14 protein-coding genes are annotated in these 16,792 nt (G+C 64.1%); 2 read left to right on the top strand and 12 right to left on the bottom strand.

Going from position 1 to position 16,792, the window contains the following annotated elements; all coding sequences use genetic code 11:
• Positions 1–201: 201 nt before the first annotated feature.
• The 3 genes from HHL14_RS15295 to HHL14_RS15285 all read right to left on the bottom strand — a co-directional run bounded on the left by HHL14_RS15295 (position 202) and on the right by HHL14_RS15285 (position 3,067).
• Positions 202–666, bottom strand: coding sequence for a hypothetical protein (locus HHL14_RS15295; RefSeq protein WP_169498459.1), 465 nt, complete (start codon positions 664–666; stop codon positions 202–204).
• A gap of 291 nt (positions 667–957) precedes the next feature.
• On the bottom strand, positions 958–1,524 hold the full coding sequence (locus tag HHL14_RS15290) for a peroxiredoxin (RefSeq protein ID WP_169498458.1): 567 nt from the start codon (positions 1,522–1,524) through the stop codon (positions 958–960).
• A gap of 250 nt (positions 1,525–1,774) precedes the next feature.
• Positions 1,775–3,067: an EAL and HDOD domain-containing protein gene (locus tag HHL14_RS15285; protein WP_230413065.1), complete on the bottom strand. Its 1,293-nt coding sequence runs from the start codon at positions 3,065–3,067 to the stop codon at positions 1,775–1,777.
• 387 nt (positions 3,068–3,454) lie between these two features.
• Here HHL14_RS15285 and HHL14_RS15280 point away from each other — a divergent pair, with 387 nt between their 5' ends.
• Positions 3,455–5,269: a putative bifunctional diguanylate cyclase/phosphodiesterase gene (locus tag HHL14_RS15280; protein ID WP_169498457.1), complete on the top strand. Its 1,815-nt coding sequence runs from the start codon at positions 3,455–3,457 to the stop codon at positions 5,267–5,269.
• A 95-nt stretch (positions 5,270–5,364) separates the two neighbouring features.
• Positions 5,365–6,822, top strand: coding sequence for an HDOD domain-containing protein (locus HHL14_RS15275; protein ID WP_169498456.1), 1,458 nt, complete (start codon positions 5,365–5,367; stop codon positions 6,820–6,822).
• Between the two features lie 190 nt (positions 6,823–7,012).
• Here HHL14_RS15275 and HHL14_RS15270 read toward each other — a convergent pair whose 3' ends face one another.
• The 9 genes from HHL14_RS15270 to HHL14_RS15230 form a co-directional block, all read right to left on the bottom strand.
• Positions 7,013–8,374, bottom strand: coding sequence for an EAL and HDOD domain-containing protein (locus tag HHL14_RS15270; protein WP_169498455.1), 1,362 nt, complete (start codon positions 8,372–8,374; stop codon positions 7,013–7,015).
• Between the two features lie 227 nt (positions 8,375–8,601).
• Positions 8,602–10,365 (bottom strand): flavodoxin domain-containing protein, encoded by a 1,764-nt coding sequence (locus HHL14_RS15265; RefSeq protein WP_230413052.1) that lies wholly within the window; start codon positions 10,363–10,365, stop codon positions 8,602–8,604.
• On the bottom strand, positions 10,362–11,525 hold the full coding sequence (locus HHL14_RS15260) for an FAD:protein FMN transferase (RefSeq protein WP_169498454.1): 1,164 nt from the start codon (positions 11,523–11,525) through the stop codon (positions 10,362–10,364). The genes HHL14_RS15265 and HHL14_RS15260 overlap by 4 nt, the downstream gene beginning before the upstream one ends.
• A 14-nt stretch (positions 11,526–11,539) precedes the next feature.
• A complete protein-coding gene (locus tag HHL14_RS15255; protein WP_169498453.1) occupies positions 11,540–12,364 on the bottom strand; it encodes a DUF4198 domain-containing protein in 825 nt (274 codons plus the stop codon).
• Between the two features lie 114 nt (positions 12,365–12,478).
• Entirely contained in the window at positions 12,479–13,003 is a 525-nt protein-coding gene (locus HHL14_RS15250) for a DUF2271 domain-containing protein (protein WP_169498452.1), read from the bottom strand.
• A 35-nt stretch (positions 13,004–13,038) separates the two neighbouring features.
• Positions 13,039–13,677 (bottom strand): PepSY-associated TM helix domain-containing protein, encoded by a 639-nt coding sequence (locus tag HHL14_RS15245; RefSeq protein ID WP_169498451.1) that lies wholly within the window; start codon positions 13,675–13,677, stop codon positions 13,039–13,041.
• A gap of 224 nt (positions 13,678–13,901) precedes the next feature.
• Positions 13,902–14,219, bottom strand: a complete 318-nt coding sequence (locus HHL14_RS33965) for a transporter substrate-binding domain-containing protein (protein ID WP_407945286.1) — start codon at positions 14,217–14,219, stop codon at positions 13,902–13,904.
• Entirely contained in the window at positions 14,203–14,751 is a 549-nt protein-coding gene (locus tag HHL14_RS15235; RefSeq protein ID WP_206002344.1) for a DUF4276 family protein, read from the bottom strand. Before HHL14_RS15235 ends, HHL14_RS33965 begins: the two co-directional genes overlap by 17 nt.
• Positions 14,752–14,786: 35 nt before the next feature.
• Positions 14,787–15,974, bottom strand: a complete 1,188-nt coding sequence (locus HHL14_RS15230) for an AAA family ATPase (protein ID WP_169498449.1) — start codon at positions 15,972–15,974, stop codon at positions 14,787–14,789.
• Between the last annotated feature and the right edge of the window lie 818 nt (positions 15,975–16,792).

Genomic DNA, 16,792 nt, shown 5'->3' with positions numbered 1-16,792 from the left:
GGGTGGGCTGACGGCGCGGCGGGTTCGCATTGTGTGCGGTATCGGTGCGTGCGATGCGAACCCGCCGGCTTACAACGAGCAGCCGGCGGGAAATAGAAAATGCGCGAAAATGCAGCGGAAAAATGCGGGAGAAACAGCAAATCCGCAGCAGCAAACAACCGCGGCAACCACCGCCGCGTTCACGCCAAACTCAACCGCCGCTCAAAGCTTCTGCTCGATAGCCAGCGCAAAAATCCGCTGCCATCGACGCGCCTCGCGCGCCCCCGCCATCGGCACGAGCCATTCGCCATGCCGCGCGTCCCTGACCTTCAGCGCAAGCCGCGCCTGCGCATCCTGGCCCTGTGCTTCGGCGCCGAGCAGATCGGCGAAGATATAGGCGCCCTGTGCATCGCCGACGCGAATCTCGCACAGCCGCTTGGCCGCCGCGAGCCGCAGCGATCCCCAACTGCCCTTCAGCTCGTGGGTCCAGTCGCCGTCGCGCACGTTCGGCGCGACTTCGCGGCGGCGTTGCCACCAGTACGCCAGCGCGGCGACGATCAACAGCCCCACCAGCACGGCCACGCCGATCGCCACCGCCAACCCGAACGCGGCTTCGAGACCCTCAAACGCGCGTACCGCGCCATACACCAGCGCGATCAGCGCAATCAACGCAACCAGAATCGGCATCGCAAGCTCACCCGGAAAAAGGGTTCAGTCTAGCGAACCCGACGCGATGCCGCGCGCAAGGCCGCATGGTGCGAATCGCGTGGCCGGCGCAACGCGCGCCCACGGCCTGGGCTCTGCGTGCGCGTCGCCGCATCGACGCATGAGGCACGGACCGGCGTCACGGGCCCGTGAGTCGGTGCGCCGCGTCACAGTCCGGCTTCACAGCCCGACCTCACAGACCCGAGTCACAGCCCCGAGTCACAGACCCGCATTACAGCCCGGCCTCACTGCCTCCGCGTCACAGACCCGACTTCACTGCCCCTTATGCGCGGCCGCCCACTCCTTGACCGCGTTCAGCGTGTTCTCGACATGCTTCTCCGGCGACAGGCTCGTGTACTCGTAAATGATCTTGCCGTCCGGCGCGATCACATACGACACGCGATTGGCCATGCCGATTTTCATCGGCATGCCGGCGTCGTACGCACCGATCACCTTCGCGTCGGCATCGGCTGCGACCGGGAATTTGCTGCGGCATTCGCTAACCGAGAACTTCGCCAGCGTGTCGATGTTGTCGTGCGACACGCCGATCACCGTCGCGCCGTACTTCTTGTATTCGTCGACCGCATCGGCGAACTCGTGCGCCTCGATCGTGCAGCCCTTGGTGAACGCGGCCGGATAGAAGTACAGCACGACCGGCCCCTTCTTCAGTTCGTCGGCGAGCGAATAGGTGTAGGTCTTGCCGCCGAGCGACGCTTCGGCGGTAAACGCCGGGGCGGCGTCGCCGGGCTTCAGCGTTGCCGAGGCGAGCGGCGAATGCAATGCGAAGCCGATCGTCATGACGGCAGCGGCCAGCGTCGCCGGTATGTGTTTCATCTTCATCTGCGTCTCCATGCGTGCGCGCACGCGTTTGATCCGGTCCATCGAAAACAGCTTCAGCCGACACGACGCCGGCCCATCGCTGAGTTTTCTATTGGACCACGGATGCGCGGCGCGCGTCAGCCTTCGCATGGATCACAAGCCGATCGAAAGGCTGCGGCGCGACAGGCCGTATGCATTGCACATGCAGCATAGGCCATACGCGTCGCACCTATCAGACGCATCGGCCAGCAAACGTCGCTCCGCCGACGCCTCAGTCGCACGACTCCGCGACATGCGCGCCAAACCACGCTGCCGCCGACAGATTCAGCTCCGACAGCACGTCCGGCGTGAGCGCCGCGAAGCCCGCCGCCGCCGCGACCGGCGCGGCGTCGCCGCCCTCGCCCGCGACTTCGGCGATCAGCAGCAGCGCACCCAGTTCGCCCTTGCGCGCGACGATCGCATCGCGGATCTGCGGCGCGAGCCCAAGCTTTTCGAGCACCGCGTCCGGCGTACTGTCGAGCACCACGTGCACCAGCGAAAAAATGCCGGTCATGAACGCGGCATCGGCAAATTCGCTGTCGGACGGCCGCAGCCAGCTCGCCGCCAGTTCCATGAAGCGCGAACGCGTCGCGGCCATCTGCACGAGCGGATCGGCGCGCCACGGCAAGTCGCCGGAGTCGGCGTACAACAGCAGTTGCGCCCAGCGCGCGATCTGCCGCGTGCCGGTCGCGATGATCGCCTCGCGCAGCGACGCGATGTTGCGCCCGAGGCCGAACGCACTCGAATTGACGAGCCGCAGCAGTTGCACGACCACGCTCGGATTGAGCTTCAGCTCCGCCTCCAGCTCGACGATGCCGGCATCGCGCGAGAGCAGCGCGAGCAGCCGCAGCAGGCCGGGACGCAGCGAGCGGTTGCGCGGCGCGGCCAACACCTGCGGTCGCGCGAAAAAATAGCCCTGGAACAGATCGAAGCCGAGCCCGTGCGCGAGCGCGAAGTCCTCGCGCGTCTCGACCTTCTCCGCGATCAGCGTCTTGCCGTGGCCGCGCAGCATCGACGCGAGCTTCGCGACCATCGCCGGGTCGGTCTGCAGGAAGTCGATCTTGACGATGTCGGCATACGGCAGCATCGCCATCAGTTCGTCGGAGATTTCCCTGACGTCGTCGAGCGCGACCTCGAAACCGGCGCGGCGCAGTTCGTCGAGACGGCTCGCGAGCGCCGCGTCGAAGCGCACGGTTTCGAGGATTTCGAGCACGAAGCGCTCGGGCGGCATCAGATGCACGATGTCGCTAAAGAGCAGCGCGCGGTCGATATTGACGAAGCCGCGATGCGCGCCGAGCACGGCCGGCACGCCGATCCCGCCGATCGTACGGGCGACCACCTGGGCGGTCGCCTGGGCGTCGTCGCTGATTTCGGCGTAGTTGTACGCGCCCGCGCGAAACAGCAGCTCGTACGCGTTGAGCGCGCCGTTGCGATCGAGAATCGGCTGCCGGCCGACGTACACATACTGCGCGACGCGCTCCGGCGACGCGCCGGCCGATGCGGCGGCCAATGCGCCCGCGGACAGTTCAGCCACCACGCCGTCCTCCGACACGGGCCTCGAGGGCCCTGGAGGCATGGCGGACCTGGCGACGGAGCGTTCGGACATGGATCATCGGTGCAAGGTTCGGAAAGGCTGCGCGGCAGCGACGGGAACGGCAACCGCACGGCCGGCACAGCACAATGAGTGGGGTTCGCCGTATTAACGGACGCGATGCGGCGCCACTTTAGCCGAATCGTCACGGCCGCGGCACCGGGCATTTCCTTACCGGATGTTTTTCTCCACAGTCTGCTAAAGATTTTCCGGCGCGCGTCGTTATCTCGTTCTGATAGGGCGGCCTGCTATCTGCCGGCCGCTCGGACCGGCGGACAAGCAGCCCCGCCTGCGGACGAACCCAGGTTGCCAGCGACAGACATGGAAGCGAACACGATCACCGCGCCCCGCCGGGGCTCCTTACGCACGGTCCTCGACCGGCTGCGCGCGTTCGGCCGGCGCGACGACGACATCCGCCCGACCAGCCCGAACCGCGCGCCGCAACTGGAACAGGTGGTCGGCGCGGTCGACCTGCTCGCGCATGTCGACGATGCACTGCATATCGTCTACGTATCCGACGCGAGCCTGCGCTTCATCGGCTATCACCGCGAATATCTGGAAACCGCCACGCTGCACGACCTCGTCGCGCCGGCCGATGCGCCACGCCTCGACGCGCTGTTCAAGCTCGCTGCCAGCACCGGCAACGTCGAGAAAGCGACGCTCGGGTTCGTCAAGTCGCTGACCTATCCGATCACGGTCGAATTGCGGGTGGTGCGCAGCAGTCACGACGGCGTCGACGGCTATGCGATCGCCGGCTTCGACGTATCGTCGTGGCGCGCCACCGAAGAGCGCCTGACCCAGGCGCTGCACCTGGACCGCCTGACCAGCCTGCCGAACCAGTCTGGCCTGCTGCACGCGCTGCTCGACGCGCAGCACAAGGCCGACGCGCACGGCACGCCGGTCGCGCTGCTGCTGCTCGATCTCGACGACTATCAGCGCGTGAACCGGGCGCTCGGCTACGACGCCGGCGACGAAATGCTGCGCGACACGTCGCGGCGTCTGCTCAACATGACGAGCCCGAACGAGACGATCGCGCGTGTCGCGAGCGATGAGTTCGCGATCCTCGTGAAGCCGGCCGCGAACCGCACCGATGCGGCCACCGCCGCCGAAGCGCTGGCGCGGCGCCTGCTGACCGCGATCCAGCAACCGTACGTGTTCAAGGGCCAGCAGGTGCACCTGTCGGCGAGCATTGGCATTGCGCTGTATCCGGACGTGCGCCACGCCAACGACACCGCGAACCACGACTCGCATCTGCTGCGCTGGGCCGACCACGCGCTGCTGCAAGCCAAAGCCGCGGGCGGCAACACGCTCGCGTTCTACGTACCCGACGACAACCCCGCCGACGCCGAGCGCCTGAAACTCGAGGCCGACCTCTACGACGGCGTACGTAACGGCGAGTTCTCGCTACACTTCCAGCCGATCACGAGCAGCCGCACGCGCGGCGTGGTTGGTGTCGAGGCGTTGATCCGCTGGAGCCATCCGGTGCATGGGCTCGTGCCGCCGTCGATGTTCATTCCGCTCGCCGAGTCGATCGGGCTGATCAACTTCCTGGGCAACTGGGTGTTGAAGGTCGCGTGCATGCAGTTGATTCAATGGGATGCGAAAGGCATCCCGATGCAGTACGTGGCCGTCAACGTGTCGCCGCAGCAGTTTCGCGATCCGCGCTTCAAGGACTCGGTGCGCGAGGCGCTCGAACTGACCGGCATCGATCCGCGCCGCGTCGTCTTCGAGATCACCGAGAGCCTGCTGATGCACGACCCCGCGCACGCGAAAGCGCTGCTCGAAGACCTGACCGCGATGGGCATCCGCTTCGCCGTCGACGATTTCGGCACCGGCTATTCGAGCCTCGCATACCTGCAGCGCTTCCCGCTGGCGAAGCTGAAGATCGACCGGAGTTTCGTCGAGAATCTGCTAACCTCGCGCAACGATCAGGCAATCGTTAGCGCCGTGGTCGGACTCGCGCAGACACTCGATCTCGAACTGGTGGCCGAGGGCGTCGAGACGGAAGCGCAACGCGCGCTGCTCACCGAGATGGGCTGCGATCACATTCAGGGCTGGCTCGTCTGCAAGGCGTTGCCGTCCGAGGAACTCGCGCAGCGCTTCGAGGCGCGCGAGCTCCAGTTGCACTGCGCGTAACGGGCGATGCACGCACGACGCCCACGCAGCGGAACAAGCCGGCTTACCGCCGGCGTGGCATTCACTGGAACACGTATGGCTTTTGCGGGACTCACATGGTAAAGGCGGCAGTGCTCGACCGGCTCTGGATGCGAATGAGCGAGCGCGGCGATTTTCCGATGCTGTCGCAATCGCTGCGCACCACCATGACAGCGGTGAACAACGATGACCTCGACTTCACCGGCCTCGTGCAGGTGGTGCTATCGGACTTCGCGCTCACGCAAAAGGTGCTGCGGCTCGCGAACTCGGCGATGTACATGGCGTTCGGCGGCAACATCACGACCGTGTCGCGCGCGCTGATGGTGCTCGGCATGGACGCGGTCGGTCACCTCGTGGTCGGCCTGAAGATCGTCGATCACTTTCATCACAGCGCGCCGCGCCGCATCGACGCGAAACTCGAACTGAACCGCACGCTGCTGTCGGGCTGCGTCGCGCGCAAGCTGACCGAGCGCGGCGATCTGCGCGCCGGCGAGGAAGCGGTGGTCTGCACGCTGATGCGGCAGATCGGCAAGCTGCTGGTGGTGTTCTATCTCGACGCGGAGTGGGACCAGATTCGTCGCCATATCGACGGCGGCGCGCTCGAAGCCGATGCGTGCGTGTTGGTGCTCGGCGTCACCTTCGATGAAATCGGCCACGAAGCGGCGGTGCGCTGGCGTCTGCCCGACACGATCCGTCACGGCATGGGCGAGTTCGATCCGCAGGACGTCACGCAGCCGCGTCAGGTGCAGTGGCTGCGCGCGATCACCAATTACTCGACCGCGGTCGCCGACGTGCTCACGCAGCAGAACATGCCCGAGGGGGAACGCGAGGCGCGCATCGGCGAACTCGCGCAGGAATACAGCGGCGCGCTCAATACCGACCCCGACGTGCTGCTGCAGATGAGCATCGCGCTCGCACGCGAGGAAGGCGGCGACGGCGTGATGGCGGAAATCGTCGAGCTGCGCGCGAATGCCGATGCGATCGCGCGCGAGGCGCTCTCGCCCGAGGCACGCATCGCGGTCGGCGTGAAGGATCTGCGCGGCCTGCCCGAAGCGAGTCCGCTCGCCCCCGCGCTCGCGATGGCCGCGGAAACGGTGCTCGCCGGCCTCGGCTTCGCGCGCGTGGTGGTGTTCGTCAAGCACAGCAACGGCACCTTCAAGGCGCGTCTCGGCCTCGGGCCGAAAATCGACGCGGCGCTGCCGCGGCTCGCCTTCAACACCGCGTTCGAACCCGACGTATTTCATCTGGCGATCGCGAACTCGGTGGGTATCTTCATCGAGAACGCGCGCGATCCGAAGATGATCGCGCGGCTACCGGAATGGTTCCGCCGCTCGTTCGACGACGCGCGCGCGTTCGTGCTGCTGCCGGTCGTCGACGAAACCGACCAGACGGTCGCGCTGCTCTACGGCGACTGGTCGCACACCCAGGAGGCGCGCCGAATATCGCAGAAGGAAATGAGCGTGCTCAACGAACTGGCAAAGGAGTTAGGCCGTTTTTTCGGCCAGGGGCAAATGCGGGAAATGGAGATGATGTGAAGACGTGGCGAGATCGTTGATCGCCCGCCTTCGTTTCCGATCCGTTCCGGTGTTTGCCCGAAACGAACGAGTTTGTCGGCGCGCGCTGGCTGAACTGCCGAGGCGCGCGGACTGCAAGGCCAGAAGATGAGCGGGACCGAAGACCTTACGACCTGAAGACCCGAGGTCTCCTGACCGAGCCCCTCAATCCTCAATCCTCGATCCGCTCGAGCCCTTCCGCGCTGCGATCCGCGACGCCGGCCCATGCGCCGGCCGCGAGTCCCATCTGCGCGACCTCCTCCACCGTCAGCGGCTGCAGCCGCTCGCACACTTCGCCAACGCGCTCCCACTCGCCGCCCTCGAGCGCTTCGATCGCGGCAAGCAACAGCCCCAGCGTGCCCTCGCGATGCAGGATCGCCGCCTGGATCGGCCGCGACAGGGTCAGGATGTTCAGCGTCCTTTCGAGCGAGCCGCCGAACACCGCATCGACGAACGAAAACACGCCGGTCAGGAACGCCGCGTCGGCTTCGTCGCGGCCTGCGTCGGGCATGCGCTCGATCGCGAGTTCCATGAAGCGCGCGCGGGTCGCGGCGAGCTGCAACAGCGGATCGTCTTCGAGCGCGACCTTGCGGCCGTCGGCGTAGAGCAGCAACTGGGTCCAGCGCGCGATGCGGTCGGTGCCGGTCGCGTTGATCGCGTCGCGCAGCGTCGTCACCTTGTGGCCGACCGCGAGGCCGCTCGAATTGGCGAGCTTCATCAGATGCATCACGAGCACTGGGTTCAGCTTCAGCTCGGCTTCGAGCTGCGCGACAGTCGGGTCGCCCGCGAGCAGTTGCAGCAGATTGAGCAGCGCGTGACGCGGCGCGCTGACCCGACGCGTCGCCGCACTCTGCGCGCGTGCGAAGTAATAACCTTGAAAACGGTCGAAGCCAAGTCCGTGCGCGATGTCGAAATCGCTCTGCGCGTCGACGCCCAGCGCGACCAACAGCTTGCCCGCCGACTTCAGCACGCTCGCGAGCTTCGGCAGCAACGCACGCGGCGCGCGCGTCACGTCGATCTTGACGACCTCGACGTACGGCAGCAGCTTCGCGAACGTTTCGGTGGGCTGCGTCACGTCGTCGAGCGCGAAACGATAGCGGCGCTTATGCAGATACACGAGACGCGCGATCAACGCATCGTCGACGTCGAGCGACGGCGGCAGTTCGAGCAGGAAACGCTCGGCGGGCAAGCGCAGAATCGCGTCGTCGAGCAGCAGGTCGCGGTTCACGTCGACGTAGGCCGGATGGCCGGTCAGCGCGCCGCGCACGTCGCCTTGCACGAGATCGCGAGCGATCGCGCGCGCGACGCGTTGCGCCGGTGTCGGTGGTGTTGCTGGACCGCGCGCGGGGTCGGTGTCGGTAACGGGCGTGTCGTCAGTCGGTTCGGGCGGCGCGTCGGGCGCGCGCACCTTGATCTCGTAACCGCACAGCATGCCGTCCCGATTCAGGATGGGCTGCCGCGCGAAGCTGGCGCGCAACGACGCGTCGTCGGTGGCGCCGTCTGGGCTCAGTGTCTCGATTGCGATGGTGGTCATGACTGTCCCCGCTCGGCGCCGTTCGCGCCTGGCCGCTATGTTTTATTTTCCGCCGCGGCGTGGCGCGTTTTTAAGCCTCACCCACCACGCTGATCGTGACGAAAGAAGCGCGCCGCGCCGGCAGCGTGCACCGAAATTTTATCGCAGCGTTCGGGGTCGGACATGCTTACCCAGGCAATATCTCGAAATAAATTAATAAACATTAGCGCGAGCACGCCGCGCGTCATTCAATACACATCGCGGCGGTAACGCCCATCGGCGATCAACGCGTCGAACGACTCCTGCCCGACGATGTCGAGCAACGCGCGATGCACGTCCGGCGCCATGCCCTGGAGGCTGCCGCACACGTAGATCGACGCTCCCGCGTCGACCCACTCGCGCAGCGTGTCGGCTAGCGCGCGCAACGCATGCTGCACATAGCGCCGCTCGCCGCCATCGCGCGACCACACGAAGTCCACGCGTTCGAGCACCCGTTGCGCGTGCCACGCGGCGATTTCCTCGCGATAGAACGCGTCGTGAGCGGCACTGCGCTCGCCGAAGATCAGCCAGTTGCGGCCGCGCCCGTCGCGTGCGCGCTGCTTCAGATGCGCGCGCAGTCCCGCGAGTCCGGTGCCGTTGCCGATCAGGATCATCGGACGGTCGTCGGGCGGCGCATGAAACGCGCGATTCACGCGCACCCGCAACGTGACCTCGTCGCCGCGCGCGGCGTGCGCGGTCAGCCAACCCGATGCGACACCGAGCCGGTAACCGTCGGCTGCACTGGGATCGTCCGGGCGTGCCTGGCGTATCAGCAATTCGAGCCGGCCATCGTCGGGCAGCGATGCGATCGAATAGCTGCGTCGCGCGAGCGGAGCGAGCGTGTCGATCCAGGTTTGCGGGGATAGGTTTCGTGTGGTGTTGGCGGTGTTGGCGGTGTTGGCGGTGTTGGCGGTGTTGGCGGTGTTGGCGGTGTTGGCGGTGTTGGCGGTGTTGGCGGCGCAATGGTCGCTCGCCTCGTCTTCGCCAGGCAATTGCCGGGTCGCCAACGCATCGGCGAAGGTCGTGACGCCGTCGTCGGTTTGCACGCGCGCCGCGCCGTCGAGCGCATGCCGTTCGAGCCAGCGCGCGACCTGCTGCGTCGGCAGACGCGGCTGGATCTCGGCGATATCGCCCGCCTGCCAGTCGAGCGTCGCGGCATCGCGCGGGCGCAGTTCAACGTGATAGGCCGGCGCGCCCGCGCTGCCGGGATTCAGCAGCATGCGTTCATCGAGCGTCCAGATGCTGTCGGCGAGCGGCGCCCACGACGTATCGACATCGCTGCCGAGCAGCGTCGCCAACTGCGTTTGCCAGCGGCGCAGCGCGGTGACGTCGCCATTGTCCACCTCGATCGTGTCGAAGAGCGGCTGCGCGCCGCGATGATTGAGCCAGCCGGCGAGACGATGGCCGAACGCGCAGTAGTTCGCATAGGTCCGGTCGCCGAGCGCGAGCACCGCGTAGCGCAGCGCCGCGAGATGTCGGTCGCCAGGATGTAGGTCGCCCGTATGTGGGTCCGCCTGCATCGCGCGTCTGACGAACGGCGCGACGTGATCGGGCGGATCGCCTTCGCCGGTCGTGCTCACGAGGAAGAACGCGCGCGCGTGCGCAACCAGGTCTTCCCGCTTCAGCAGACCGAGCGGCGCGAGACGCACGCGTGCGCCGGCCGCTTCGAGCACGCGCCGCGTCTGCGCGGCCAGCTGCTCGGCACTGCCGGTCTGACTCGCATAGGCGACGAGGATCACGTCGGCGTCGGTATCGTCGACGCTGGGTGCCGGAGCCGCCTGCGCGCGCGCCCGATGCATGACGACGATCGCCACGCACGCGCACAGATACGCGAACACGACGCCCACCGCGCTGCCCGACCGCGTCGGACTGAACCACGCGGCCACGGCGCCGACGGCGGCCAGCATCCAGGCCAACCGCCGCGTCCACGGCCACGCGAGGTGCGCGTAATCGAGCCGACGCGCGCCGCTCATGCGAGCATCGCCCGATAAGCGGGACTCGCGAGTTCGCGAAATCCCATCGACGTGCGCACGATAAACCGTGCGGCCAGGCCCTTGCGCTGCGCGAGCGCCATGCCGGCCTCGGGGCCGAGCACGGTGAGCGCGGTCGACCACGCATCGGCGAGCATGCAGCTCGCGTGCAGCACCGTCACGCTGGCCAGCGCATGGTTAGCCGGATGACCGGTGCGCGGATCGAGCGTGTGGGCGCGCCGCACGCCGGCGTCGAAGTAAAAGCGGCGATAGTCGCCCGAGGTCGCGATCGCAAGTCCGTGGAGGGCGATCAGGTCGACGGTGGGTGATGCGGTGGATGCGTGAGACGCGATGGACGCGGCTGAGCTAGTTGCGTTGCCGTCGTCGAGCGGCGGCGTTTCGAGTTCGACCCACCACGGCAAGCCATCGCTCTTGACGCCCTCGCCTCTCAGCTCGCCGCCGATCTCCACCAGCAGATGCGTGACGCCCTGCGCGACGAGCGCATCGCGCACCGCGTCGACCGCATAGCCCTTCGCGATCGCGCACAGATCGAGCGAGATCGCGCCGGGTTGATACAGACGCGTGTGCGTGCGCTCGGTCGCGACGCGTCGCCAGCCGCAGCGGGCGCGCGTGGCATCGATCATCTCGAGCGACGGCGAGCCCGTGCCGCGCGGCACCGGTCCGAAGCCCCACAGATCGACGAGCGGACCCGCGCTCGGGTCGTAGGCGCCGCCGCTTTCACACGCGACGGCAAGCGCGGCCTCGACGACCTCGAAGCACGCGGGCGGCACGCTCACCCAACTGCCGGCCGCGGCCTGGTTGAAGCGACTCACGTCCGAGTCGTCGCGCCAGTTGCTCATCTGCGCGACCACGTCGTCGAGCACCGCGCGAATTGCCGTATCGAGCGTCGTATCGAGAGACGCATCGCGCTGCTGCACGGCGTCGTCAACCGGGTCAGCCGCTACCTCAGTCGTTGTGTCCACCGGTACCACACACCGCACCGACCAGCTCGTGCCCATCGTCAAGCCCCCGAACACGGCGACGCGCCCGCCCTGCAGCGGCGTCAACGCGCGCTCGTCGAGGTGGGCAGGCACGAGCACCCGACGCGGCGGCGGCCCAGCGTCAATCGCGCGCGCGTCGGGAGAACTGGAAGTGTGGATCATCGGTATAGCGCAGCTTATTGCGGCAGCACCTCGAAGGTCGCCGCATAGCTCACGCGACGCTCCTTCGCCTGCTTCACCGAGGTGCGGTCGTCGCGTACCTGCGCGCCGACCCAGTACGCGCCCGGTGCCGGGAACCTGACATCGAACTTGCCGCCGGCATCGGTCACGAGCGTCACCTCGTCGAGATTGTCCCGATAGCGCGTGCCGCCCGGCACCACCGACACCTTCACGTTCGCCGCCGGCTTGCCGTCGAGCATCAGCCGGAAACCTGCCGGCGTGCCCGCGACGAGATCGTTCGGATGCGAGAGCGCCACCAGTTCGAGACCGTGCCCCGTCGGCTTGAGCGCGCCCGTATCGGCCTTGCCGCGCGTGACGAAAGTCTCGACGCGCATGTCGTTTTCGGTCACCTGCAGGTCCTGCGCATCGGCGGGCACTTCTTTCGCGAATGCATCGACGCTGCCGCGCCAGCGCTTGCGCTCGTCGCCGACTTTGTAGGACGCGAACACCCCGCGATTCTGCACGCTGATGCGATAGGTGCCGTCCTTCGGCAACTGCGCGTCGAACACGCTGCGGTAACGGCCGGTCACCGCGTTCTGCTCCTTCACCGCCGAGCCGTCGGGCGCGGTGATCGTCAGGCCGTCGAGGCGCAGCGGCGCGTGGTCGGCGAAGAACAGGTTGTCGGATACCGCGGCGTCCACCGTCACCCACGAGTCGTTGCCCGACAGCTCCGTCGCCGACGGCAGCAGCCACAGACGATCGGCATGCGCGGCCAGCGGCAACGCGGCGGCGACGGCGAACGCAAGGACCTTGCGGGAAAGGCTGGCAGTGGAAAGCTTCATGATTGAATCCCGGTCGAAAAGATGAATCCTGGAAAAGGCCGACTCGACTGCGCGCGGCAGCCGCGGCTGCCGCAGCAACGAGTCCCGCCGCTCATGCGGAAGACGCGCGTGGCGTCAGGGCTTGACGTTCACCGTGACGGTGCCGAGCTCCTGCTCGCCCTTGGCCTGGGTGGTGGTGGCCGAGGTCGGCGGCCACGCGAACGGCACGCGCACCACGCCACGGCCGCCCGCTTCGCGCGCGGTCTCGACGACCAGTTGATATTCGCCGGCCGGCAGCTTGCCCAGCGGCGCCTTGCCATCGACGAACGAGACGACCTGCTGCCCCGGCGCGCGCGTGGCGCCAGACACGCCGTCGGCCGGGAACTGCATGTCGCGGCCGGCCTTGCGCCACCATTGACGCATGTCCTTCAGCCACTTCGTGCCCTCGCCGTTGCGCTTGTTCTGGTCGTACCAGACCGCCAGCGTGGTGACCGGCGTCTGATCCGCGCGCTCGACCCAGATCGACACATACGGGCGGTGATATTCGGCGACATCGAGCCGCGGAAGGTCGACGTTGACGGTCATTTCGGCGGCAACAGCGTGGCCCGCGAGCGGGCCGGCGGCCACCCCGGTCAGGGTAACGGCGATGAGTCGGCGCATGCTAAGGATTCCTCGATGATATGAAAGCGGAACGATCAGTGAATAAACAGGATGGCGAGCAGCAGCGGCGCGACGAGTCCGAAGCCGACCAGCGGCCACGTCGACACGCGCCCGCGGGCATGCATCTTCAGCAGCAGCAGGCCGGTCACGCTGAACACGACGCAGGCGGCCGCGAACACGTCGATGAATGCGCCCCACGCAGCGCCCGCATTGCGGCCCTTGTGCAGATCGTTCAGATAAGCGATCCAGCCGCGCGTGGTGAGCTCGTATTCGGTGTCGCCGGTCGTGAAGTCGACGCTGACCCATGCGTCCCCGCCAGGACGCGGCAGCGCGATATAGATGTCGTTGGCCGACCATTCGGCGATCCGGCCGGCGGTGTCCAGTTGCAAGGTGCTCGCGAGCCACGCCGACAATTCCGCCGGCACCGGTCCCTTGTCGCGATGCTGCGTATGGCCGAGCGTGTCGCGCAGCGACGCCGGCGCGCTTGCGCTGCGCCGCTCGACATGCGGATGCGCCTCGATCTGCGCAGCGTGATTGAGCGTGAAGCCGGTGAGCGCGAACAGCAGCATGCCGATCAGGCAGAGCGCCGAACTGATCCAGTGCCACTGCCGTAACTGGCGCAGCCAGAAAGCGCGCCTGCGCTGCCCCGCGTCGAATGTGTCAGTCTCTGCCACCGTCTCTTGTCCCGCTCGCTCCAACCGCTCGCACCCACGATTCCGGCCACCTTACAGACCGGCCCCAAAAAATTACAGTCACGAATGATAATCGTTTTCATTTGTTGGCGGGAGAACTCCAGCAATTACCGAATATTTCGAGACAGATTTGAGCGCGGGGGCGCCCAAAATAAAAACGGCCGCATCAGCGGCCGTTGGCATTCGAAACGTCGAGCGACGCGTGCTTACTTCAGCACGACCTTCACGTCGAAGTATTTCGCGGCGAGGCGGTCGATCGTGCCGTCCGCCTTCAGGTCCTTCAGCGCGCCGTTCAGCGCGTCCTTCAGCGCCTTGTCGTTCTTGCGCACGCCGTAGCCGACGCCCGCGCCGAGCAGCTTCTCGTCGCTGACGGCCGGACCGGCGAACTCGACTCTGTGCGCGCATATATCCGGACCGATCTCTAGCGCATTGTATGAACGAATCTCTGGCGCTTTCCTTCGGGCCCCGTCGAAGAAGGCTTGCGGATGGCTCACTATCACGTATGAGTTAGTGTCCAACGACATAGCCCATTTCGACTATAAGACGCTCAACTCCATCTGCAAATTTGCGAAAGCTATCCGAACGATTAACAGGAACCGACAATACGTTCGACATCGTACGAGCACCTGAAAGCTTTTGAAAACTCGGCACAATCCGCTTGAGTTCGACCGAAGGTTTTTGCCAAGCATCGGGATCGGCAAATCTCTTTCGCAGCACTCCTATCGAAACACTGATATCAGCAAAGACAGTTGTCAGCGACTCGACATCCCCTAAGTACCAGCTTTCCAGCTCCTGGCAAACAAGACGAATTAGTGTGTCTGGCCGCCCCGCCTCGGCGCACATGTTTGCAAGACGTTGCTTCAAGTCTATGCAGTTCACATTGTCATTATCGCGAACGATTACAAAACGGGCACCGGGCTCGCGCCATGCTCTGAGCTTACGCGAAATACTTCTATCGAGGTCCGACTTGCCTTCATGAGGAACGCATTGAAAGTGGTCGGGGGCCGTTAGACCGGGGAAGAGGCGAGGAAGCAATCCCTCCAGAAGAATCTTCATTGAAGGCTCTTCCAGCAAAAAAATGATCCGTCCGTTCACCGATTGACGCCCTCAAATAGGCCCTGTTTCCAAAGATAGCCAGGAAGGTCGCCAGCTGCATATAGCGAACGTAGGTTTTCAGAATCATCCGCCCGCGAGATCGTGGTAAATCCATCAGTCTTACGAAGACAAAATATCTCGTCCAGAGCTAAAGCATTAAGAAAATCTGGAGAGTGAGTTGAAATGAAAACCTGCCCGCCTCGCTCTGCGTAGTCGCGAAATTCTTCCGCCAGTTCCGGGAGAAGCTCGGGGTAAAGCTGATTCTCGGGCTCTTCAACAGCCAACAGCGGATATGGCTTCGGATCGTTGAGCAACACAAGATACGCAAACATCTTGATCGTTCCATCTGAAACGTAACGTGCAATGAAAGGATCCTTGAAGCTACCGTCCTGGAATCGGAGCACTAGCCTTCCATCCTCGGTTGGCTTTGCCTCGACTACCGCAACACCGGGAACTCGTCGCTGCATGGCCGCCAACACACGATCGAAGCAATCTCTGTGATTCTCGTATAGATAGTTCGCGACCAGAGGAAGATTATCACCGCGCGTCGACAAGTGTTCCGCAAAACCCTCCTCTTGGCTTGGACGAGCCTCAGAAACATGAAAATCAGAAATATGCCAATTCTCAATCATCATTCGGAACGCACTTGCGGCCTTGAAGCGCTCGAATTGCCCAAGTCCTTTAATTGCAAGAATATCGGGCGCGTCCAATTCTTGTTCCTCACGATTCAGTGCCTCGTCCGGCTTCGAAAAATCCTCCTCGTTAGTAATTGCATAACCCCTGCCCATCGAAAAATCCAAAAAACGAAATGGCGCGCCATAACTTCCACGTTTGTATCGGAGAATTTCGCGAGTTACGATAGTCCGCCCCATCTTATTCTGTTCAAATTTTAAGACGTAGGTTACAAGACGTTCATGACCCGTGATTTCGAGTCGAAATTGAAGCGTCAATTCAATAGGACTTTTTTCTCCTCCGCGACTGGCAAGCTCACGAAAACCTCCACGCTTTGTTACTGCTTTCGCAACATTCATCGACAACGCGTCTTTAAGAAAAGAGAAGACATCGAAGAGTGTCGACTTACCAGTTCCGTTTGCCCCAACAAGCACACACAATCGCGGGATACGATGAATTTTCGTATCTTTGAACAACCGAAAATTTTTAATCTCAATAGATTCAATCTGCATTTTTAAATCCAATTTGTCGCACTGGTTTGTTCATTTTTCTGTCCCCAGCATCGATTAGATAGGGGTCGATCCATTGACTTTCTAACCAGACGCTCCGTCTCGCTTATATGAAGAGCAAAGACCTAGAGGCGATAGACATCTGCTTTCTTCGGTCGAACTGTGCGCCCCTTTTTCTCGTACCGACAAGATCTGCTAGCATGCAGACCTCCAAGGCTCAATGGGTTGCGATTGCGTCAATCCAGCTATTTTGCGCAAGACTTGAGCACCTCCGGGGAAGAGTATGTCGTTCCCGATCATTTTCGTAGTGTCAAGTTGAACAAGCATGCTCCCCATATTACCTGAAGGCTAGTGAACCAGCAGCACGAGTATCCGGTAGCGGTGACAACCACGTTGCCACCAATATTTTTGCACGAAGAAATCAACACAACTCAGTGGACCAAGCGTATCTATGCTAGCCAAAGGCTTCGCTTCTACTGGATAGCTTAGCGCTCGACTGCACGCACCATAGCAGCGAATCGGTGTCCACCATAGAATCATCGCATATGCCCGCAGACTCGATACAGTGAAGATTCGATGCGAAGATATTCAATGCCAATGTCGCGTTTGATGCCCCGTCGGGTCGACCATCCTTCAAGTGATTCCATGAGAAATGAGAACGGACTTGAGAGATTGAACCGAGTTATCCGCAAGCTGTAGTGGTCTAATCTCCCCGGACACCAATTTGGGCGAGAATACTCGCCATGAAGAGGTGTCTGATGAGCAAGCAACGTCGTACGTTTTCCCCTGAGTTCAAGCGCAGTGCTGCGTCTCTGGTCCTC

The organism is Paraburkholderia antibiotica (assembly GCF_012927125.1).
In the GTDB taxonomy this organism is placed as follows: Bacteria; Pseudomonadota; Gammaproteobacteria; order Burkholderiales; family Burkholderiaceae; genus Paraburkholderia; species Paraburkholderia antibiotica.
The sequence above is the reverse complement of the archived record's forward strand: the minus strand, read 5'-3'. Positions and strand labels throughout refer to the sequence as shown.